The 20553-nt window shown below is 59.4% G+C and carries 18 protein-coding genes; 7 read left to right on the forward strand and 11 right to left on the reverse strand.

Going from position 1 to position 20553, the window contains the following annotated elements; translation table 11 throughout:
* Positions 1–119 precede the first annotated feature (119 nt).
* Both HDF16_RS04455 and HDF16_RS04460 read left to right on the forward strand, forming a co-directional pair.
* Complete coding sequence (locus HDF16_RS04455; protein ID WP_246408643.1) at positions 120–1136, forward strand: hypothetical protein; 1017 nt, start codon at positions 120–122, stop codon at positions 1134–1136.
* Between the two features lie 107 nt (positions 1137–1243).
* Entirely contained in the window at positions 1244–2143 is a 900-nt protein-coding gene (locus HDF16_RS04460) for an undecaprenyl-diphosphate phosphatase (protein ID WP_184213896.1), read from the forward strand.
* Positions 2144–2214: 71 nt separating this feature from the next.
* Here the strand turns inward: HDF16_RS04460 and purS are convergent, their stop codons facing one another.
* Entirely contained in the window at positions 2215–2460 is a 246-nt protein-coding gene (gene purS, locus HDF16_RS04465) for a phosphoribosylformylglycinamidine synthase subunit PurS (protein WP_184213897.1), read from the reverse strand.
* A 231-nt stretch (positions 2461–2691) separates the two neighbouring features.
* On the opposite strand from purS, the gene HDF16_RS04470 reads away from it, so the two are divergent.
* Complete coding sequence (locus HDF16_RS04470) at positions 2692–3249, forward strand: inorganic diphosphatase (protein WP_184213898.1); 558 nt, start codon at positions 2692–2694, stop codon at positions 3247–3249.
* Between the two features lie 49 nt (positions 3250–3298).
* Here HDF16_RS04470 and HDF16_RS04475 read toward each other — a convergent pair whose 3' ends face one another.
* Positions 3299–4696, reverse strand: a complete 1398-nt coding sequence (locus HDF16_RS04475) for an APC family permease (RefSeq protein ID WP_246408645.1) — start codon at positions 4694–4696, stop codon at positions 3299–3301.
* Between the two features lie 260 nt (positions 4697–4956).
* Between HDF16_RS04475 and HDF16_RS04480 the strand changes: the two genes are divergently transcribed.
* Positions 4957–5325, forward strand: coding sequence for an energy transducer TonB (locus tag HDF16_RS04480; protein ID WP_184213899.1), 369 nt, complete (start codon positions 4957–4959; stop codon positions 5323–5325).
* 58 nt (positions 5326–5383) lie between these two features.
* Positions 5384–6868, forward strand: coding sequence for a methyl-accepting chemotaxis protein (locus HDF16_RS04485; protein ID WP_184213900.1), 1485 nt, complete (start codon positions 5384–5386; stop codon positions 6866–6868).
* Positions 6869–6987: 119 nt separating this feature from the next.
* Here HDF16_RS04485 and HDF16_RS04490 read toward each other — a convergent pair whose 3' ends face one another.
* Positions 6988–7443, reverse strand: coding sequence for a MarR family winged helix-turn-helix transcriptional regulator (locus HDF16_RS04490; RefSeq protein WP_184213901.1), 456 nt, complete (start codon positions 7441–7443; stop codon positions 6988–6990).
* A 70-nt stretch (positions 7444–7513) separates the two neighbouring features.
* On the opposite strand from HDF16_RS04490, the gene HDF16_RS04495 reads away from it, so the two are divergent.
* Positions 7514–9973: an ADOP family duplicated permease gene (locus HDF16_RS04495; RefSeq protein ID WP_184213902.1), complete on the forward strand. Its 2460-nt coding sequence runs from the start codon at positions 7514–7516 to the stop codon at positions 9971–9973.
* A 38-nt stretch (positions 9974–10011) separates the two neighbouring features.
* Here the strand turns inward: HDF16_RS04495 and HDF16_RS04500 are convergent, their stop codons facing one another.
* Genes HDF16_RS04500 through HDF16_RS04515 form a run of 4 tightly spaced genes read right to left on the reverse strand, consistent with a single transcriptional unit; the run spans position 10012 to position 14738 of the window.
* On the reverse strand, positions 10012–12009 hold the full coding sequence (locus HDF16_RS04500) for an alpha-L-arabinofuranosidase C-terminal domain-containing protein (protein ID WP_184213903.1): 1998 nt from the start codon (positions 12007–12009) through the stop codon (positions 10012–10014).
* Entirely contained in the window at positions 12006–12824 is an 819-nt protein-coding gene (locus HDF16_RS04505; RefSeq protein WP_221312472.1) for an alpha/beta hydrolase, read from the reverse strand. Before HDF16_RS04505 ends, HDF16_RS04500 begins: the two co-directional genes overlap by 4 nt.
* Positions 12817–13896, reverse strand: coding sequence for an alcohol dehydrogenase catalytic domain-containing protein (locus HDF16_RS04510; protein WP_184213905.1), 1080 nt, complete (start codon positions 13894–13896; stop codon positions 12817–12819). Before HDF16_RS04510 ends, HDF16_RS04505 begins: the two co-directional genes overlap by 8 nt.
* Positions 13893–14738 carry a phytanoyl-CoA dioxygenase family protein gene (locus HDF16_RS04515; RefSeq protein WP_184213906.1) on the reverse strand — a complete coding sequence of 282 codons (846 nt, stop codon included), beginning with the start codon at positions 14736–14738 and terminating at the stop codon, positions 13893–13895. Before HDF16_RS04515 ends, HDF16_RS04510 begins: the two co-directional genes overlap by 4 nt.
* 94 nt (positions 14739–14832) lie before the next feature.
* Here HDF16_RS04515 and HDF16_RS04520 point away from each other — a divergent pair, with 94 nt between their 5' ends.
* Entirely contained in the window at positions 14833–15951 is a 1119-nt protein-coding gene (locus HDF16_RS04520; RefSeq protein WP_184213907.1) for a LacI family DNA-binding transcriptional regulator, read from the forward strand.
* Here the strand turns inward: HDF16_RS04520 and HDF16_RS04525 are convergent.
* The 4 genes from HDF16_RS04525 to HDF16_RS04540 form a co-directional block, all read right to left on the reverse strand.
* Positions 15944–17245: a peptidoglycan DD-metalloendopeptidase family protein gene (locus HDF16_RS04525; RefSeq protein WP_184213908.1), complete on the reverse strand. Its 1302-nt coding sequence runs from the start codon at positions 17243–17245 to the stop codon at positions 15944–15946. The genes HDF16_RS04520 and HDF16_RS04525 overlap by 8 nt on opposite strands.
* 62 nt (positions 17246–17307) lie before the next feature.
* Positions 17308–18174, reverse strand: a complete 867-nt coding sequence (locus tag HDF16_RS04530) for a sugar phosphate isomerase/epimerase family protein (protein WP_246408647.1) — start codon at positions 18172–18174, stop codon at positions 17308–17310.
* A 10-nt stretch (positions 18175–18184) separates the two neighbouring features.
* On the reverse strand, positions 18185–19756 hold the full coding sequence (locus tag HDF16_RS04535; protein WP_184213909.1) for a GMC oxidoreductase: 1572 nt from the start codon (positions 19754–19756) through the stop codon (positions 18185–18187).
* A 25-nt stretch (positions 19757–19781) separates the two neighbouring features.
* Positions 19782–20495 (reverse strand): gluconate 2-dehydrogenase subunit 3 family protein, encoded by a 714-nt coding sequence (locus tag HDF16_RS04540; RefSeq protein WP_184213910.1) that lies wholly within the window; start codon positions 20493–20495, stop codon positions 19782–19784.
* Positions 20496–20553: the final 58 nt, after the last annotated feature.

Here is a 20553-nt window from a genome sequence, read left to right on the forward strand (position 1 = left end):
AATGAGAGTTTTCTACTTCCACGTAGTTGAAATTTCGGGTGAAGGAGAAAGACCAGGCTTCGGGCGATGGTGTCGCGGCTTGTAAGTGGGCGTCTAATAGAAATAATTGCGAGGGGCGAATGATCGGTAAGGTATGCGGCGTGGCGGGATTGATGCTCGTGACTTGTGTGGGTGTGGCGTCGGGCCAGAAGAAGAGCAAGGACAACCAGTCCGGGTATGACCGATCGGCCAAGGCTACGCTGCTGCATCAGGCGATCGTGTATGTGAACGCGGATGCGGACTCGCAGCGGATCTCGCTGGTGACGCCGGGGCACGAGGTGGTGGTGACCGAACGGAACGGACAATGGGCGCGGGTCTTCGCGAACACCGACATCGCGGACAAGACCGACGACAGCGACGTCCCTGAGCTGTCCGACGAAGACAATGTGACGCCGGCCTCGGGATGGATACGCGACAAGGGGGTTGTCTCACCCTCGACACCTAATGGAGACGCAATTTTGTTTGGAGCGGCGGCGAATCTTGAGAGTGAAGCCGAGCAGCCGCATGCTCCAAAGGACGCGGCAGTGCAGTCTCACCTGATGTATCGGAGGGTGGCGGAATACTTCCCCAACTCGCCGCTCGCACCTGAGGCGGCTTGGCGGTCGGCGGACGTTAGGTGGCGGCTGGAGAAGCTCGATGTGAGTTCGCTGCCTTCGGCGAAGGAGCAGGATGCTTACCTTCGACCCCAGATATACGAAGGCGATATGAAGCGTCTGATGAAGCAGTATCCCAGTACGAAGTGGGCAGCTATGGCCGCGTTCTACCTGATCGACAACAAGCTTTGCGGTGACTGGCAGGGGCTGCCGAAGTGTCCGGAGATGGAGTCCGGGCTGTACGAGAAGTATGCGAAGCAGTTTCCGGGCGGGCCGAAGTCGGACGAGGCGCTCTACGACGCGACGTACCGGCAGGGGGTGCTGGTTTCGATGTACATGGTCGACGAAAACAAAAAGAAGGCTGATGCGGCGGCGGAGCGGACGAAGTCGTTAGCGGCGGAGATGCAGGCCGAGTACCCGAAGTCGGATTACACGGCGCGGGCAGCGAGCGTCGCGTATCGCGTCGCGCAAGGAATTTCGATCTTTGGCAATGATCGAGACTAGGTTCATGCTTGTGGCGGTCGAGAAGCAGGTCTTCCGCCTGCGGCGAAGGATGACAACGGTTGGGGTGTCTTAAGGGACCGTTCATCGAGACGCTATAAAATAGGCTCATGCCAATTTTTCAGGTTTTGATCCTTGCCATCGTGCAGGGGCTTGCTGAACTCCTGCCGGTTTCCAGCTCGGCGCACGTTGTGGTGGCGGAAAAGCTGCTTGGACTCGATCCGTCCTCTCCCCAGATGACACTGGTGCTGGTGATGCTGCACACCGGGACCATGTTCGCCGTCATCGCCTATTTTTGGAATCAGTGGAAAAAGAGCTACTTCGCGACAGCGGATTCGTTCAAGCGCGTGGCGATCCGGATCGTCTGGGCAACTTTGCTGACCGGTGTCATCGGCGAAGTCATCATCAAGATCATCGAGAAGACCGCGTTCAAGGGTGCCCCGAAGGCGGAGATCGAGCTGCTATTCGGGCGACTGGATCTGGTGGCCCCGGCGCTCGCTGCGGCTGGCGTGATTATCCTGATCGCCGGTCTGCTCGAGAAGCGGCGCACGGCAACCTTTGTCGATCACTCCGCCGATCTCCGCGCTGGAGCCACCGTAACCATGCGACAGGCAGGATGGATCGGAGCTGTGCAGGGGCTATGTCTTCCCTTCCGGGGCTTCTCGCGTTCGGGCGCGACGATCTCTGCCGGAATGCTGGTTGGCGCGACGAAGGAACGCGCTGAACGATTCAGCTTCGCGTTGGCCGTGGTGCTGACTCCCCCAGTGGTCGCTCGTGAACTGTTGCGCCTTTTGAAGGCGACGCATGAGGCGACGGCGGCGGGAACACCGATTGATTTGCATGGAACCATCGTGAGCGCGCTTCTCGGCGCTGTATTCGCCTTCTTCGCCGGTCTTGTAGCGCTGAAGTGGCTTAGCAGCTGGCTCGAGTCGGGACGGTGGTATCTGTTCGGGATCTACTGCCTTGTGGCTTCGTGCGTTGTGTTCTATCTGCACACGATCGGGTACTAGTGGCGGGAGGTCCCGCTCGTACGGTGAGACTGCATGAACGGGACACCCGATGTGATGCTTTCGCGGAGGGATCAGGCTTCGGTGCGGAAGGTGAACTCTTCAATAACCGGGTTGGTGAGGACTTCGCGGGCGATGCGTTCGATTTCGACGCGAGCTTCTTCCGGGTCAATGCCGTCTTCGATGGTCAGGAGGAAGTACTTGCCCTGGCGGACATCGGTAACGTTTTTGTATTCCATGCGACGCAACGCGTCGGCGACGGTCTGCCCCTGGGCGTCAAGCACCGTGCGTTTGAGAGTGACGTAAACGTGAGCCTTCATTAAGCCTGATTATAAACGTGTGAAGGAGGTCCATCGAAGATGCCAAAGGGTGGGCGGCGTCATTTAGAATAGGATCATCATACTCAGGGCCCGCATTACTCAGATCCCTGCTGGTGTACGATCTCCGGCAGAGGGTGCGGTCCGCGCCCGGGTCTTTCAAAACCTTTTGACCCGCATGGGTCTGCACCAAAACGATCCAACAAATCGAAGCGAGAAGAGACTACTGAAACCATGACGAATTATTTGGAGCTCCCAGTCGGGCCGAAGTGCCCCGAGGTCGTGAACGCCGTCATCGAGATCCCGAGCGAAGGCATCAACAAGTACGAATACGACAAGGACTTGCACGTCTTCCGGCTGGATCGAAATCTTTACTCGCCCGTACATTATCCTGGCGACTACGGTTTCATTCCCTCCACGCTGGGCGAGGACGGCGATCCGCTCGACTGCGTAGTGCTTGTGGATGCTCCCAGCTTTCCCGGTTGCGTCATGGAGGTTCGTCCGATCGGCGTGCTCGAGATGACCGACCAGGGTCTGGGCGACGAGAAGATCCTCTGCGTCGGCAAAGGCAATCCGCGCTACAAGGATGTCTGGAACTTCTCAGAGATCTATCCGCACATGCTGCGCGAGATCACGCACTTCTTCGCGATCTACAAGGACCTTGAGGGCAAGCGGGTCGAAGTCCGGGGATGGCGCGATGCGGCGTTCGCACGGATGAAGGTGCTGGAGGCGCAGCAGCGCTTCATTGACAACAAGCTGAATCCGCAGCCGAAGCCTGTTCCGGTGGAATAAGTCTTCTCGCTGTAAGTTGTGCGTTTTACGGAAGTGACTGGCCGCCCGTTTAGATCGGGCGGCCAGCTTCGTTTGCGGCGGTGGTGACGGGCTGACGTCCGCGCAGGGCAACGGCGTAGATGATCGCGCCCGCCAGACCGACTAGGGACGCGAAGACAAGAGCGGGGATGCCGGCGACCTTCTCGTCTCGGGCAGCCCATAGGGAATACGCGATGAGCAGGGCGGGGCCAACTCCGACAGCAATGGCCCCGGGAAGACCTCCGGGGACGCGGAAGGGACGATGCAGATCGGGCTCGCGGATGCGGAGGACGACGAGGGCGACGAACTCCAGCATCAGAGCAGCACCGTAGAGGACTAGGTCGATGGAGATGAGGCGCTCAAAGGAAAACCGGAGTGCCAGCGCCCAGGCGGCGCAGCAGCAGACGACGCTGACCCAGGGAACTCCCGCGGCGGTGATGCGGGTGAAGATCGCAGGCAGAAGACCTTCTTCCGCAAGAGCGTAAGGGACGCGGGTATAGCTCATCACGAGAGCATTGAAGATGCCTGCGCCATTGAGCATTCCGCCGATGACGACGGCGAGCGCGAGGCCCGCACCGAGGATGCCGGGGCCGCCAAGCGTGCGAGCCGCGTCCGTCCAGGAGCCGGTCGAAAAGGTATCTGCCGGCATGCCTGTGAGGCCCACGGCCGCGAGCGGAATGATGTACGAGAGCGCGACGAGGGTCGTAGCGCCGATCATGGCAAGAGGATAGTTGCGCTGAGGATTGTCGACCTCCTGCGCAACGGTCGAAGCGTTGTCCCAGCCCATGTAGTTCCACAGCGTGACGAGAATCGCTCCTGAGAGCGCGGGATGCTCTACGGGGTGGGAGAGTGCGGCGAATCCGCTGCCGGCAATGCCGCCAAAGAGGCCCTTCCAGAAGCCGAGAATCGCGATCATGACGAAGGGTGAGATCAGCAGGCAGAACATGCCGATGGAGCCATCACCCACAGAGCGCGCGCCACGGAGGTTCCAGAGCGCGCAGACGATCACGACCGCCAGAGCCCAGAGAGTTCCGTAATTCCCTGCTGTCCATGACGGGGCTAGCCGGGTGAGATAGAGGACAAAGATCGTAGGGTAGATGGCCATGTCGAAGATGCTGGCGGCCAGAGAAAGCCAGGCCTCCTGAAATCCCCAGAAACCACCTAGAGCTCGCTTGACCCACCAATAGTAGCCACCCTCTTTGGGAAGGGCGCTGGCGAGTTCGCCCACCATGAGGCTGGTGGGGAGACTCCAGACGAGCGGGATAAGCAGAAGCAGGATAAGCGCCTTGCCGTAACCGGCGTTTCCGAGGATGTCTTCGATGCCGTAGGGGCCGCCGGAGACCATGAAGTAGGTCGCGGCCACCAGCGCGAGCAGGCCCATCTTCCGGCTACGTCCCGCCGCAGCCGTCCTTCCACCCCAAATTGCCAATCCCCACACCTCCAAGCAGATGGAAATCAGGGTCAAAGATCGCCCAATCGAATGATCGTAATTCAACTGGCGGCGCGGACTGAGAGAAATCGGAGGCCTCGACGCGCTTGATAGAGGGGATGCTGAACTGTACCAGCCGAAAGTATCCCCCACATGGCGCCGCGGACTAACACGACCGTGGTATCCAGTTCGCTGAAGACACCCAGTAGGGTTGTCGATAACAGAGGGCGCAAGAAACTTCTGTACGAAGGAGAAAGCTCATGACAAATATCTCGCAAGCCTCCCCCTGCACTATCTCCGTTGGAAGCCGCCGCAAAATGGCGTCTTTCGGCATGCTCTCTCTCGCTCTCGGCATTCTCTTTCTGAACCCGCTCCAAGCGCATGCCGACGATCGCCCAATCGTCCACAAAGTTCCCCCCGTCTATCCCGAGATGGCAAAGCGCCTCCACATCACCGGAACCGTCAAGGTGCTCACCACGATCGACGCGACGGGAAGCGTGACCAAAGTCGAAGGCCAGGGTAGCAACAAGATCCTCTCCTCCGCCGCTGAAGACGCTGTAAAGCACTGGAAGTTCGCAGCCGGAGCCGGCGTCGACACAATGACGATCCAAATCAACTTCGACAACTAGTCGTGGTTGCTGCCGGATTTATCCCCTTTAGTCGCTGCTTAGATCGAGGCGTTGAACAATGAGTATTCGAGGCAAATTACTGCTCAGCATCGGCGTGCTGGCAATCGGCTATATCTTATTTCTCACCATGGTGGAGATAACTACTTCATCAACACAGAAGCACATGAACATTGCCTCGGAGTCTCTGTTCCCTGCTGCATCCGATATCCAGGCGGCCCAAGCCAGCTTCCAGAAGCTGAACAAAGCCTACAAGGATGCCGTGATGCAGCAGGACGCCTCTGTCCTGAACGCCTCCGATGCTGAAGCGCGAGCAGGAGAGGATACGTTGAAGGAGGCAAGCGAAAAGCTGGCCTACGATCCGTCTCTGCAGCAGTCCGCTGCAACCCTTCTGGACACTTTCACTCAACTTCATCTTCGTGCCAAGGCCACCTACAGCAAGATGCTGTCGACGACCAATATGAGCACGCAGGACCAGGGTGACCTCACTGCGGTTGAGCAGGAGAGCAAGCGCCTGGAGAATGCACTTCAGGAACTTCACGAGACGGTCGGAAACAAGAACTACAAAGCGGAACTCGACGCTGTAACGGCTTCGAACAACCAGCAGCGTTTTCTTGGCTTCGTCCTCTTCCTCCTGGCGAGCGCCTTCGCCGTGGTCTCGGTCTTCATCCTGGAAAAGCAGGTTTCAAAGCCACTTCGCGATTTGGTGAACCGGCTCTCGGACGGCGCGCTGCGCATTGCGGCCTCTGCCACAGAAGTTTCATCATCCAGTCAATCTGTATCCGAGGACGCATCGCATCATGCGGCATCGCTCGAAGAGACCTCCGCTGCGTCTGAAGAGATCAAGGCAATGGCTCAGAGCAATACCGACGGTTGCCGTTCCGCTGCGAACCTGATGTCCATGTCGCAGGAGAAGTTCACTCACACCAATCGTTCGCTCTCCGACCTCGTCCTGGCGATGGAAGAGATAAAGTCTTCGAGCGGAAAGATCTCCCGCATCATCAAGGTGATCGACGAGATTGCGTTCCAGACCAATATTCTGGCGCTCAACGCAGCGGTCGAAGCAGCCCGCGCCGGAGAGGCAGGCAACGGATTCGCTGTAGTCGCCGACGAAGTTCGCACACTCGCACAGCGTTCGGCACAGGCTGCGCGCGACACTGCTGAACTGATCGGAGACTCGATCCTTAAGTCCAACAGTGGCAAGACCAAGGTTGACGAGGTCAGCACAGCGATCCAGGCAGTGACCGACGAATCTTCCCGTGTAAAACTTCTCGTCGATCAGATCAGTCTCGGCAGCGTCGAACAGACCCACGGCATCAGCAACATTGCTCGGGCAATCTCGCAGATGGAGCAGCTCACGCAGACCTCCGCCGCGAGCGCTCAACAGAGCGCCAAGGCTGCCGGAGAGTTGACCGACCAGTCCGAGTCTCTTGAAGACATCGTCAAGATTCTCAGCACCGTGGTCAACGGCACCGAATCCGGCACTCCCGCTCGCAACAGCTTTATCAGGCGTGCCGGTCAGACCTCAGCAACCTACGCGTCCTAACTCGTTTGCTCCAAAACACTCTGCGCGGCTATATGCCGCGCAGAGTGCTGTTTAAGCAAAGAGCCGTCGGCCCACTCCGACCTTCCAGACCCAAAGGTTGTCGTGCCGACCTTGCCCCTTCAAGAGAGCGCCAGCAGGCCCTTCCTAAGTCCGGCAGCATCCACCACGCCTGCTACCCCCAACAGCGCTTCAACCTCTTCATGCGTCTGCTCCCAGATGGGAACGGCCGCTGCGAGCGCTGCCCGTCCCTCATCGGTCAGAGTCAGCAGCCGGCTGCGACGATCCCCAGGATCGGGTGCGACTACCACCAGCCCTCGGCGCGCCAGCGTCTTCAGCGCGGCGGTCAGAGTGGTTCGGTCCATTGCTAGAATCCCCGCCACGGAGCTCATCGTCGCAGGCTTGGGCCGGTTGAGTGACATCAGCATGGAAAACTGCCCATTCGTCAGACCCGCCGGTCGCAAAGCTTCATCAAACCGCCGAGCCAGTGCCCTGGCGGTCCGCTGCACGCTGAGACACAGGCAGCAATCTCGCACTCGCAGGGTGGTCTCAAACGGAACGGAATTTTCTGTTGACATCTACTCTACTATGTTGATATCAACATAGTCTGTCAAGCCGCCACCTTGCGCCGCTCCTCGGAGACTTCCTATGTCTTTCCTTCGCGACCTTAAAATTGCCGTCCGCTCGCTCGCCCGCGTTCCCGCTTTGTGGATCACCGTCGCCCTGACCCTCGCCCTAGGGATTGGTGCCAACGCTGCGATCTTTTCCGTCGTCCGCGCGGTTCTACTGAGTCCGCTCGCAAACCGGGACGAGGCGCGTCTCCTTTATCTTCGCCAAAGCGCTCCGGGGATAAAGGAGGAGAACTCAACCTTTTCGGTTCCTGAGATCGACGACCTCAATAAAAATCTGGCCACCGTCTCTGAGATGGGCAGCATCTCCGCGATTCCGTTTACCGTGGTCGGCCTCGGCACTCCCCGTGAAGTGCCTGCCGGGGTGGTCGATGGCCACTATTTCGAAGTCATGGGGCTGCGGCCTGTCCTCGGGCGCCTGCTCACCCCTGCCGATGACGGTCCCAACGCTCCTGGCGCCATCGTTCTCACCTATCGCTTCTGGCGCAACTCGCTCAAGGCCGACCCCGCCGTGCTCGGCAAGAACGTTCGCCTTGAAAGCGGTGACGGCGCCCGTATGGCCACCATCGTCGGCGTCCTCGAGCCGTCCGTCCCCTATCCGGTCGAGACCGAAATGATTGGCAACGTAGTGACGAGCCCGCATCATCTCTCGGCCACCATGGTCACGGGGCGAACCCACCGCATGACCGAAGTCTTCGCCCGCCTCGCGCCCGGTTCCACCCTCGACCAGGCCCGCGCCGAGCTTCGCACCCGCTACGCGGGTATCGTTGCGGCCCATCCTGATGTCTACAAGACCGAAGACCACTTCCGCATCGATGTCACCCGCATGCACGACCAGATCAACTCACGCGCCAACACCGTTCTCTGGGTACTGTTTGCGGCCTCGGCTCTACTGTTCGCGATCGCCTGCTCGAATGTCGCCAACCTCGTTCTCGCCCGCACAGTTCGGCGCGAACCTGAACTCGCCGTCCGCTCCGCCCTGGGTGCCAGCACCGCCGTCCTCCGCCGTTCGCTGCTCGCCGAAAGCCTTGTCCTTTGTGGCTCGGGAGTCGCCGCAGCGCTACTGCTTGCGTGGCCCATGGTTCAGATCATCGGTCGCTACGCGGCACGCTTCTCCGTCCGCGCCCAGGAGATTCAGCTCGACTTCAGCCTCGTTGGCTTCGGCGTTGCCTTATCCCTCGTCGCCGCCATCTTCCTCGCCTACATTCCGCGACTGCCTGCCAGCAGCGGTTCACTCGCCGGCAGCCTGACCAGCACCCGCAGCACAAGTTCCAGCAGCAACCGTCGCCTCCGGCTCTTCGCCGTCCTTCAGATCACGGCTTCGTTCCTGCTGCTGACCGGCGCCGCCGTCCTTGTACGCACGCTCTACACGCTTGAGCAGACGCGACCGCCCTTCGACACCTCTCACGTCCTCGCCATCAATCTCCCGGTCATGAACTTCGGCCGCAGCCCGGCGCAGGTCCGTGACTTCTACCAGGAGGTCCGTCGCCGTGTCTCCGCCCTTCCCGGCGTCTTGAATGTCGCCACCGGATTCAGCGTGCCCTGGCGTGACGAACGGGGCCTGAGCATTAACTTTACCTTCGCCGCCACCGGCGCCGCCCGCCCCCACGGCATCGAGGATTGGCGGTCCAGGTTCCGCGTCGTCTCTTCCAACTACTTCGGGACCCTCGGTGTTCCGGTCATCGAGGGTCGCGACTTCCGCGACTCAGACAAGGAGGGAGCCGAACGCGTTGTCATCATCAGCCAGGCTCTCGCCAAAGAGCTCTTCCCGAACGGCGATGCCCTCAATCGCGAGCTTCACTGGACCGATCCCGTGATTCAGTTCATCGGACTCTCGCCTGAACCTCGCCGTATCATCGGGGTCGTCGCGGATATAGACGACGAAAATATCATCCCAGCACCCGCCATGACCATCTATCAGCCCACCGACCAGGAAGGATGGTACGGTCGCCTTCTAGTGCGGACGCAGGGGGACCCTTACGCCCTTGTCCCCGCCATCAGCCGCACCATCCATGAGATCTCCGCCGAGGAGCCGGTCGAACTCCCTAGCACCCTTGAAGGCATCCGCGCTGAAGCACTCACCTCAGACAAGCTCAACGCCATCGTCTTCGGTGGATTCGCCGCAGTCGCTCTGCTGATCTCCGTCGTTGGTGTAGCCGGAGTGCTGGCTTTCTCTGTGAGCGGACGCACCCGCGAGTTCGGCATCCGTCTGGCGCTTGGGGCGCAGCCCCGCGACATCATGAGCGATGTCTTGCTCCAGGGCCTAACGATTGCTGGCATCGGGCTCGTGGCCGGCGTCCTCTTTGGAGCAGCCGGCACACGCGGTATCGCGGTCTATGTCGCCGACATCCACATGCCCGGCGTACTCTCATTTTGCGTGTCCGCGATCGTGATCCTCACCGCAGCGCTGGTGGCGAGCGCCATCCCGGCAGCCCGAGCCGCGCGCGTCAACGCCGTCGAAGCTCTGAGATCCGAGTGATTGCCTGACCCAGATTGTTTGAGCTGATCAGTGAGCGGCTAGCGGGCAGAGCGAAAGGTAAGAATAGCGACAGAGTTCGGCGGGAGTTTTACCACGCAGGTCCGGGCACAGCTCAATTGCGTATCTGAAGTCTTTAGTCTCTCCGGATTCTCGAAGGTGTTTCGTTCGCCTCGAATTCGTGAGCTGAGGATGGCCAGACTCACGTTCGCTGTGTGCGGGAAGCCGGAGATGTCGATCGTCGTTGATACCGCTTGTTTGTCATCCGCGTTCGACATCTTGATGAAGAGTTGAGTGGCGTCTGCTGAGCGAGTTGCTACAGCATCGATGGCTAAAATACCTGGTTGCAAATCCGGCGAAGTGAGCTCCGAGTGCAGGCGATCAGTACCGACATGGTCGGAGTACATCTTCAGCGCATAGTACTGTGCCGAGCCGTAGATGCGGTCTCGGCTTGCCTGGATGACGCCACCCACCCATCCATTCAACAGGTCAGAGATGCAATTTGCCGCGACGATGTCTCCATCGCGTTCGAAGCCGTTCATCATGCGAGAGGCATAGACGGCACCTTCCATAGACTCGATCTCGTCAGCGTCGTAGAAGAGGTTCCATTCATTCACGATGAGCTTGATGTTGCGACCTGGTGCATCCTGTGCAATAAGGTCGCCCATGTGCCTGTAGTTTGCTTCGAACTCGCTGGGCCTCGCCATCATGGCCGCACGTGGGTTGGGCTGGCTCGCGTTTTGGGCAAGCGATGTGTAATCGTGGACGGCCAGATATTGGATCTCCGGACCGGCTGTCTTCAAGACTGCGGAGTTCCATGCATCGCTGTTCTGAAAGATGCCTTCGCCCACGGCAATGAGTTGCAATGTGGGGTCGACGACCCGCATGGCATGAGCATAGCGGACCGCAGCTTGCGCGTACTGCTCACCTGTGACGTGGCCGCGCACCCAGTCGCCAAAGATCTCGTTGCCCAGCTCCCACTGCTTAACGTTGTACGGTGCAGGATGTCCATTGGCGGCCCGCATGGCGCCGTACTTCGACGTTGCGGGGCCGTTAACGTATTCGACCCACGCGGCGGCCTCTTCGGGCGTCGCCCCTGCTCCATCGACGTTGACGGTGATGGAGGGCTCGATGTGAAGACGGGCGCAGAGGGCCAGGTACTCATCGGTACCCAGATCCCCAGGCTCGGGGGCGTTGCTCCATGATTTGTTGATCCATGTCGGACGAAGATCACGCGGGCCAATTCCCCACTGCCAGTGATAGTCCTGGGCGACGTTGCCGCCGGGCCACCGCATGAACGAGGGATGAAGACCGCGAATCATGGTTTCGGCGTCGTTACGCACCTGCATCGTGGCCGCTCCCGATTCGAGCGAGACCTGATCGAGATACAGCGTGCCTTTACCGCGGAAGAGAATGCTTAACTTGGCGAAGCGATCTGTCTGTGTAGGCCTGAGCGTAAAACTGTATTTGCGCCAGTCCCCGAATACATTCGATAACTCAGCAGTGGCGTAGGTCATTCCGTCGGTCACGTCGGCTTCGAGCGCAACGGTGATGCCGCCTGAGTATGCGTCTTTCGTGGGGAGCTTGATCCAGAGATATCCCTCGTAGGTTTGACCGGCTTCGATGGAGAGTCGCCCTTGAGATAGGCCTCGGCGTTCGTCAGTGATATCGCCCGGCGCAACAGTAATACGGAGAGAATGCTCCGGCTCATTCGTGGCCTGGTTGACTTTAGGATAGGCCTCGTCGGTGCTTGGCTGGAAGCGAATTGCGCCGACGATGTCGTTGCGTTCGTCGGGCTCAAGCTGCCAAGCGGCCGGTAACCCTAGATAGTTCGGGGCTTCCTCGAACGAGCGGTCGTGGATCATCTCCGCGGTCATGCCCCACTTCACGTCTTCCGCCATCATCTCCACAAACGACGCATACATCCGCGGGCTGACGTGGTTTTCAACGCGTGACGCATCGACATGAATGGCGGCCGATTGCTGCGCCACAAGGATGTTCGCGAACAAACACAGAGTTGCGATGCAAAGAGGCTTCAAAAGGACTTCTCCTTGTGGCTATGCTTGTCGACGTGGCGTAAGGTATCGGCGACGTGATCTCGCCAGTATGACCACTCATGACCGCCTGGATATTCGCCGTATTCGTGAGCGATGTTCTCGTTGCCCAGCATCGTGTGCAGTGCGCGATTGCTTTCAATAAGGGCATCATCCAACCCGCAATCAAATCGCAGTGGAGGTAAGACGGCGCGATTTCGCATCAGCCAATTCGAAGCGCTTAGGTCTTCGCGAGGGGCGCAGGCGAGATAGTCTTCAAGAGGCTCTTCGGCAAAGGCGGCCATCCCGTCAATGTCGGGGAACGCGGAGTGCGCGGAGATCGCGCAAAAGCGCTCAGGATATTTGCCGCCTAGCCGTAAAGCTGCGTAGCCGCCCATTGAGAGTCCGGCGATTCCAATGCTTGCATTGGGTGACAGGCCAGGTGCGGCGAGCCTCGCGATGGCGGGTACCTCTTCTACGATCCAGCGCTCCACATCTTCTTTGTCGCTCCATGTGAGGTAGCCGCTGCCATCGCGAGCGAGGCCGTCGCTGGGCATCGCAATCACCATCGGTGCAATCTCTTTTGCTTCCATCATGTGTTGTGCAGTGCGATGAACGCCGCCTTTCAGCGACCATACCCAATGACTTCCATAAACGCCATGCAGGAGGATCAGAAGGGTCGAAATGTTGTCCGAGTCTGGCACCCAGAGTGTCACGTCGCCACGACGGCCAAGCGCTCTGCTCTTGACGGTCGCGAAGCGAAGGCCATCTAGCTCGTATGCCGGATCGGACAGTTCGAGGGTGTGGAACAAATCAGTCAAAAACGAGAACTCCCTTGGCATTGATTCCATCGTGCATGTCCTGGAAGGCCTGCTCGAGCGCGTCCAGCGGATACTGGCGAGTGACCAACGCATCGAGCGGGAGGCCGTGGTTGAGGTAGAGATCGATAAGAAGAGGAAAGTCGCGTTGAGGGCGGCACGCTCCGTAGAGCGGATTGATGTAGATCTTGTCCCACTCGAAGAGTTCCATATCGACGGCGACTATCTGCTCGATTCCGCTGACGCCTACGGCAGTTCCAGCGCTGCGGATCATGCTCAGCGGAGCGGTGCCAAGTTCGGGAACGGCGGTGCATTCGAAAGCGTAGTCCGCGCCGCGACCATTCGTGCGTCGCTTAACCTCTTTCGCAGCTTCGAGCAGGCCCTTGTCTTCTCGATTGGCGAGCAGCGTTTCGGTGGCTCCGAATTGAGTGGCAAGCTGCAAGCGAGTTGGGTTGACGTCGATTGCGATGACGCGTGCGGCCCTCGAATGCAATGCGCCGAGAATCGTGCTGAGACCGACTCCTCCACATCCAAGAACTACGACCGTACTGCCCTCCGTAACCTTCGCCGCGTTTACCGCGGAGCCGAAGCCGGTCATCACGGCACATCCCATGATGGCCGCGACCTCATAGGGCACTGCCTCGGGAAGCTGCAACACAGCGGCCTGCGGAACGATGGCATGGGTGGCCATGGTGCCGAGCGAAAAGGAGGCGTTGAGGGGCGCATCATCGGAGTGGCGGAAGCGTGCGTCTGGCACGGTGCCTCTGTCTTCGCAGATGTTCTCTTTGCCACGCTCGCATTGAAAGCAGACACCGCAGGGAATGGCCCAGTTGAGCATGACGCGATCGCCCGGCTTGCAGGTTGTTACACCTTCGCCAGTGCTCAGCACCTCGCCCGCACCTTCATGACCAAGGACGATGCGACGTCCCCAGCGAAGCGAGTCCCAGTCGGTGTGGCAGACTCCGCTGGCTTTGATGGCGATCACAACTTCGCCTCGCTGCGGCTCGCCGAGTCGGATCGTCTCGATAGAAAACGTGCCATCACCGTGACCGATGGCTGCGCGCGATTCAATCATGACTTCGTTCTGCTCGAATAGATGATAGGGTTCAACGGAGATGCTAGCACCTCTCCGATTGCGACACCCGGAGCCCAACGCTCAGCGTCCATGATGTGGTTCTTGTTCTTTGGCGCGGCCAGGTGGATGTCTTCATCCACGTAGATCATCGTCATCACTTCACGTGGCCGATCTGTGGAGTTCGCTCCAGCGCGATGAAAGGTCCATCCCGCATGGAAGCTCACGTCGCCGATATCGAACGAGCTTTCCTCCATGCTGAAGCTGTTGAGCGCCTGCTTCAGGGTCATCTCACTTTCATCGCTGATCTCAAGATCACGACCGATCTGGAAGCGGTGGCTCTTCTCGCAGAAAGCGAGTGGGCCCATCTCTAGTGGCGTGGATTGCAGCGGTATCCACGCGGTGATGGTCTTGTCGCTATCGACAGGCCAGTAATACTGGTCGGCGTGCCACGGTGTGATGCCGCCGCTGGGCTCTTTGTAGAGAGCCTGATCGTGATAGATACGAACCCCGGTGGCTTCAATGAGTGCCGCCGCGATACGCGCCAGACGCTTGCCGAAGACGAACTCCTTGACCTCCGGAGACTCGGTCCAAAGGTTCATGATCTGCAGAAAGGCCTTGCCATAGGTAGTGCGCTGATCGAGAGGTGCGGCGTCTGCGGAGAGTTCGGCAACCCGCAAGGAGATCGCCTTGCGATAGTGCTCCAGCATCTCGGCGTTGAGCACGTTTCGAAGCTTGATATATCCATTCTCTTTGTAAGAAGCAACCTGCTCGGGAGTGACTTCGAAGGTTGCATCCAGCTCGGATTGGAAATCTTCGGCAACAGCGGGCGAAGTAGAGTTCATAGTCAGCCTCGATGATGAAACGTTTCATCAAAATATCGACCTCCAAGGGAAGACTTGTCAAGCGTCATTTGAATTCGGGATTTACTCTGGAGCTATGAAGGGTGTCGTCCCCACGAAGCAACTCAAAAAGATCGCAGCCCGTAGGCCGGCGCAGGCAACGGCCAAGAGGCCGAAGATTCAGGACGTGGCAGCGCTTGCGGGCGTGTCCTTGGGGACGGTTTCGGCCGTACTGAACGAAAATGGCCGCATCGGCGAGGAGACGAGGCGACGCGTCCAGGAGGCGATCGCGACGCTTGGGTATCGGCCGGATATCTATGCCAGCAACATGGCCCGTCGACAGACCAGGGTGTTTGGAGTGATCGTTTCCAATCTGCAAAATCCATTTTTTGCTGAGACAGCGCAGGCCATGGAGGATGAGGCTGCAAAGTACGGATATCAGATTTCATTGATGGCCACTAACTTTCTGCCGAAGCAGCATCGTGATGCCGTCAAGCAGTTGCTGGGGTCAAGACTCGCCGGCCTTGCTGTCCTTACGTCGGAGCATGATGAGGTTTCGCGGCGGTTGGTGCTCGCAAGCGGCCTCCCGGCTGTCTTTCTCGACGTAGGTAAGCCAGAAGGAAAGGTTTCCATCCTTCGCGTCGATTCCAAGGGAGGGATGAGCGCGGCGGTCCAACATCTCATAAGCCTTGGACACCGCGACTTTCTGTTTGTAAAGAACTCGCAAAAGGGCCACGGGACACCCCTGCTCTCTCACCGGCTTCGAGACCAGGGCTTCGCGGCGGCAATCCGCGCCTGTAAGGTCAAGGGAGTCAAGGCTCATATCGTGGATGTTCATGGGCCGGGAGCGGATGCTGGATACAAAGCCATCGAGCTTATGTACGGCACGCATAAATTTACGGCCGTGATCGCAACGACGGACATGGTCGCAATGGGTGTTTACCACGGCCTGCATTCGAGGGGCGTGCAGATTCCGGAAGATGTTTCCGTTGTAGGTTTCGACAACACCTACTTCAGCCGATTCATGCTGCCGCCGTTGACTTCGGTGGATGTGCCAAGGATCGAGCTGAGCCAGCTAGTAGTTGCCGCGCTGCTGCAGGATGAACCGGGACGCCTGATCGACCTGGAGACAACACTCGTGATTCGGCTATCTACACGTGAGCCGGCAACCGTTCAGTCAAAGGCTAAGTTCTCTCGAAACCGACCCTCTACTTAACGAACCCAGTCAGATCGACCCGCTTAGCGACGTGATCCTGGATCCAGTGCGGATCCCACCACTCCTTCGCGTCGATCTGCACTCCGTCCAGTTGCATCGCGAAGTGAATGTGGTCTCCGCCCGCCATGCCCGTCATGCCGCTCAGCCCCATCACCTGGCTGCGCTTCACCATGTCGCCCTCGTGGACGTCGATCCGGCTCATGTGGCCGTAGATCGTCTGCAGGCCGTATCCATGGTCCACCACGACGCAGTTGCCGTAGATACCCAGGGGCGCGGCCCACACGACTTTCCCGTCGTTCGAAGCCTCCACGCCGACATGCTGCGTCACCGCGAGATCGTATCCCAGGTGCACCTGCTGATCGATCTTTTTGCCATGATAGATGTAGCTCCGCACATCCGCGAATGTCGCCTCGGCCTGTGCATGCGCCTGCCGCGTGAACACCTCATGCCATAAGAAATGGTCGGCCGTCTTCAGCCGCAGATCCGACAGCGTCTTGTTGTTCGACTTCCGCATCTCCGTATTGATCTTCACGAAACGCTCCACCGGATCGCCCGTGCCGTTGGGGTCAAGCTCTCCCAAGACCTTCTGCATGAACTGGTCGGAGACCTGGATCTCGTGTTGCGTATAGACCGGCTGCTCCTTTTTCGGGAAGATCACCGTCAGCGGCGTGGTCACATCGTTGCCCGCTGCGTTCGCAGCAAAGACCATCGGCACGGTGCTCTGCGGCATGTTCCAGGCAAACGCATACAACGAGAAAAGGCCTGGTTTCCCGCCCGGCATCGGCCACGCGCGGAAGCTCTGGTCACCAACCCTCACGCCCGCCGACGTATACGACCCACTTACGTTGAAGGTCGCCAGATCGGCCATGCCCTGGTACAGGTAGTGTTGATCGGAGTCCGCGCTGACCATCGGAGGCTGAGTCACCACGTTGACGTCCTGCCCCCAGTGTGTCGCCCCGTGCATTAACCCGGCGGACGTCGCATCAATCGCCAGCTTCGCCACGCCATCGCGCAGTTGAGGATAGCTCTTTGTGCCTACCGTGAAGTTGAAGGTGGGGTCCTTCTCCTTCGAGGCAGTCTCGCCCCGCGACGTCTCAAACTTAGCCCCGTTCTGCGTTAGAGTCAGGGTCACCTTGCTCACTCCATGACCGTCATGGACATGAACAGAGATCGGCGTCGCCTGCCCGATCGTCGTCACGGCAGGGTTCACGTCCACTACAGGTTTCCCGCAGCCGGTCAGCGAAAGCGTGACCGGCACTAAGAAGAGATTTGCAACAAGTATCGAAGTTCGCACCAGTCGATTCTAGTCGCCGATGCTCTGCATAACTGAAGACGCGAAGCTGCGAAGGTTCCCCCTTAAAGCTTGCGCAGATAATCCGCGTCGACTTTCAGCGATTCCTTCCACGGCATATCGAACGACTCCTGCTCCACAAACGCGTACTCGATGTGCTGAGACTTCTTAGCCTCCGCAAACACCGGCCGGTAGTCGATGCTTCCCCGCCCCAGCTCCGTAACCTTCGCATCGTGCGACTCAGGAGACGGCGTCACCGGGAGCGTGAAGTCCTTTACATGCAGCATGGAGATCCGGTGCGGATAGCTCTTCATAATCTCGATGGGCTTTTTCCCCGCCACCGATACCCAGCCGCAATCCATCTCAAACGTCACCTTCGCCGGATCGGTGAGACGCATCAGTTCAAAGTACGGCGTCTTACCTTCGGTCTCTGCGAACTCGCCCACATGGTTGTGATACCCGAAGCGAACGCCCTGCGTGGCCAGCTTCGCGCCCATCTCGTTGAACTGGTCTGCGCAGTACTTCCAGTCGTCCAGCGTTACCGCGCCCTTTGCTGTCGCGTCGCGATGTCCCGGGCTCGCGCAGATGATGAACTTCGCTCCCAGGGCCTTGTCATACTCCGCAATCTCATCGAACCGCGCATGTAGATCGCCGAACGGATGATGTGCGCTGACGCACTTCAATCCCGCTTTATCGAGCGACGCCCGCACCTCGGCCGCAGGCTTCTTCGGCAGGGCCGCAGCCTCCACCACCGTAAAGCCCGCCGCGCTCACTCCCGCCAGAGCGCCGTCCAGGTCTTCCTTCATCTGGTCGCGCACGGAATAAAGCTGCACGCCTAGCGGCAGTCCCAGCGGGGTTGCCATCGCCCGGTTCTTGAATCCCAATGCCGCAAACGCGGCTACACCACCTGTAAACTCCCTGCGTGAAATCATCCTGCCTCCGTTAAACATTTGATCTCCCCATCTCGTCCGCCAGATACTCCGAAGCCCGCATCGAAAGCGCAAGAATCGTCATCGTCGGGTTCTGCCATCCTGCGCTCACAAAGCTCGCCCCATCGACCACAAACAAGTTCTTGTGGTCATGACTCTGACACCATTTGTTCAGCACACTCGTCTTCGCATCATCACCCATCCGGCACGTCCCCACCTCGTGAATGCTGTAGCCCGGCGGATTCGGCACCTCGTTCTTCGCCAGAACCTCGAATCCCGCTGCCTCGGCCACCGCGATACTCACCGCGATAGCGTCCTTGGCCATCTTGTATTCGTTGTCCGTGTACTTCGTCTCGATCCGCAGCACTGGGATCCCCCAGGCATCCACCTTCTGCTTGTCGATGAGCACGTGGTTCTCATGCCGACCCAGCACCTCACCCATCATGCTCATGTAGAAGGCGCTGCCGTGATACTCCCGCAGCTTCTCCTGCAACTCCGTCCCATACGCTGCAAAGTTCCGCGGGTCGAGCCCGCCCATGCTGCTTGTTACATTCAGCGCGTACCCCCGCAGAAACGCATCATGCTTTGTGTCGATATTGCGGAAGCGGGGCACGATCGCGCCGCCGCCCATTAGCGCTTTCGTCGCTTTCCCGTTTCTTGCCTCCGGGACTGAGCACGTCACTCCTGGCCCGTACACCTGGTCCATGAGATAGTGGCCTATCGCGCCGCTGGAGTTTCCCAACCCAGAGTTCAGCAGCAGCCGCGTGCTTTCGAGCGTCCCCGCCGCCAGCACCACCACCCGCGCCTTCACATGCATCTCGCGCCGCGAAAGCCTATCGACGAAGTGGCACCCATCCGGCAGCCCCGTATTCTTGTCGACCGTGATCTCCCGCACTACCGCATTCGCAATCGAGGTCAGCTTGCCGGTCTTCTCCGCATCCGGCAGCAGCAGGTTCACCGAACTAGCCAGCCCATCTCTTCCCTGCGCCCGACGCTGTTTGCATACCGGCATCCCATGGGGCTTCGCTGCCTTCACAAACCGATCCATCGACTCCGACCAAACGTCATCCACCGGGACAAAGTTCCCATCCGGCATCTGAGGCGGCCCATCCTTCGCGCCCGCCACCTGAAAGATGTCCTCGACACGCGAGTAGTAGGGCGCAAGGTCCGCAAGCGAGATCGGCCAGTCCTCACCGAACCCGTCATACGACTTGCCCTTGAACTCGTAGTCGCTCAGTCGGAACGACTGCCGCGACCAGAAGAGAGACCTTCCGCCAAACAGCCGCACCCGCACCCAGTTGTAAGGATTTGCCGGATCGAACGTGTAGGGGACTTCCTGCTCATCCACCCACACATTCGCATTGAACTCGCTGGCCTGGAAGACATGCTCCAACCTCCCCGGCGGCTTGAACCCGCGATACGGCAAGTCGTAAGCAGGCTTCCGCTTCGCATCCCGAGCCACGTCTGCCACTGGCCCCGCGTTCAGCATCAGGCACCTAGCGCCCTTCTCTGTAAGCACCTTCGCCGCCATCCCGCCTGCATGGCCCGACCCGATAATCAATACATCGAAGCTTTTGTCCGTCATCGTCCCTATAGTCTTTGCATTGTTTTCAACGCGGATAAGAAGGCATACTATGCGCCGCCTTCGGCACCGCCATCACATGGGGAGGCAGGTGTGTCGCCGTCGCTCCAAGCCCCGCCAGATCCGGCTCAATCGGCGACCAGTACAGCCCGCCCGTCACCCAGTCCTGCCCCGCTGCCGAGCTCGCATCGTCCCACGCTTTGGAATTCATCGTCGCAGTTCGTATGTCCTCATGCGCAATGTTGATGAAGTCCGCATGAGCCTCCGTCGGAGGATGATCAGACATCCAGATGCGTAGCCACGGCTTGATCACCGCATCCGCCTGCGTCGCATCGAGCTCTGCGAAGCTCCGCTTGTACTTGCGCATGGCCTCCGCGTTCAGCCATTCCAGCCCCCCGCTGTAGACCTTCTTCCGAGTCTCGCCGGACTTCCCAATCAGAAAGTCCAGAAACCCTGGCGTCCCGGCTTCCACTGCTCCAGGCTTACCGGCCATCGCGGGCAGCAGCAACTCGCACAGCCGTGTCATCGCCGCCATCTGCGCGACCGTAAAAAAAATCGCTTCGCCTGTAGCGATCCCGTCCGCCGTCTCGGTCACAGGAAGCGGCGTCTTCGGATTCAGCCCCAGCGTCCAGGGCACCGGCGCAGGCGGCGGAGGCGCAGACTTTGGTGTCTGCTGACTGAGCAGCGCCTTCGGCAACAATCCAACCGAAACCAGCGCGCGCACAAAATCACGACGCAGCATTGCAGTCTCCTTCTCTTCGCAAAGAAGACTACACTTTCGCTTTCACGTCAGTCCAACG

The organism is Granulicella aggregans, from assembly GCF_014203275.1.
Taxonomy (GTDB): domain Bacteria; phylum Acidobacteriota; class Terriglobia; order Terriglobales; family Acidobacteriaceae; genus Edaphobacter.

Coding starts and splice junctions, on each gene's coding strand:
- HDF16_RS04460 (WP_184213896.1), top strand. CDS start 1,244: ATGCCAATTTTTCAGGTTTTGATCCTTGCCATCGTGCAGGGGCTTGCT.
- HDF16_RS04520 (WP_184213907.1), top strand. CDS start 14,833: ATGAAGGGTGTCGTCCCCACGAAGCAACTCAAAAAGATCGCAGCCCGT.
- HDF16_RS04495 (WP_184213902.1), top strand. CDS start 7,514: ATGTCTTTCCTTCGCGACCTTAAAATTGCCGTCCGCTCGCTCGCCCGC.
- HDF16_RS04455 (WP_246408643.1), top strand. CDS start 120: ATGATCGGTAAGGTATGCGGCGTGGCGGGATTGATGCTCGTGACTTGT.
- HDF16_RS04530 (WP_246408647.1), bottom strand. CDS start 18,174: ATGATTTCACGCAGGGAGTTTACAGGTGGTGTAGCCGCGTTTGCGGCA.
- purS (WP_184213897.1), bottom strand. CDS start 2,460: ATGAAGGCTCACGTTTACGTCACTCTCAAACGCACGGTGCTTGACGCC.
- HDF16_RS04535 (WP_184213909.1), bottom strand. CDS start 19,756: ATGACGGACAAAAGCTTCGATGTATTGATTATCGGGTCGGGCCATGCA.
- HDF16_RS04540 (WP_184213910.1), bottom strand. CDS start 20,495: ATGCTGCGTCGTGATTTTGTGCGCGCGCTGGTTTCGGTTGGATTGTTG.
- HDF16_RS04485 (WP_184213900.1), top strand. CDS start 5,384: ATGAGTATTCGAGGCAAATTACTGCTCAGCATCGGCGTGCTGGCAATC.
- HDF16_RS04510 (WP_184213905.1), bottom strand. CDS start 13,896: ATGATTGAATCGCGCGCAGCCATCGGTCACGGTGATGGCACGTTTTCT.
- HDF16_RS04490 (WP_184213901.1), bottom strand. CDS start 7,443: ATGTCAACAGAAAATTCCGTTCCGTTTGAGACCACCCTGCGAGTGCGA.
- HDF16_RS04470 (WP_184213898.1), top strand. CDS start 2,692: ATGACGAATTATTTGGAGCTCCCAGTCGGGCCGAAGTGCCCCGAGGTC.
- HDF16_RS04515 (WP_184213906.1), bottom strand. CDS start 14,738: ATGAACTCTACTTCGCCCGCTGTTGCCGAAGATTTCCAATCCGAGCTG.
- HDF16_RS04480 (WP_184213899.1), top strand. CDS start 4,957: ATGACAAATATCTCGCAAGCCTCCCCCTGCACTATCTCCGTTGGAAGC.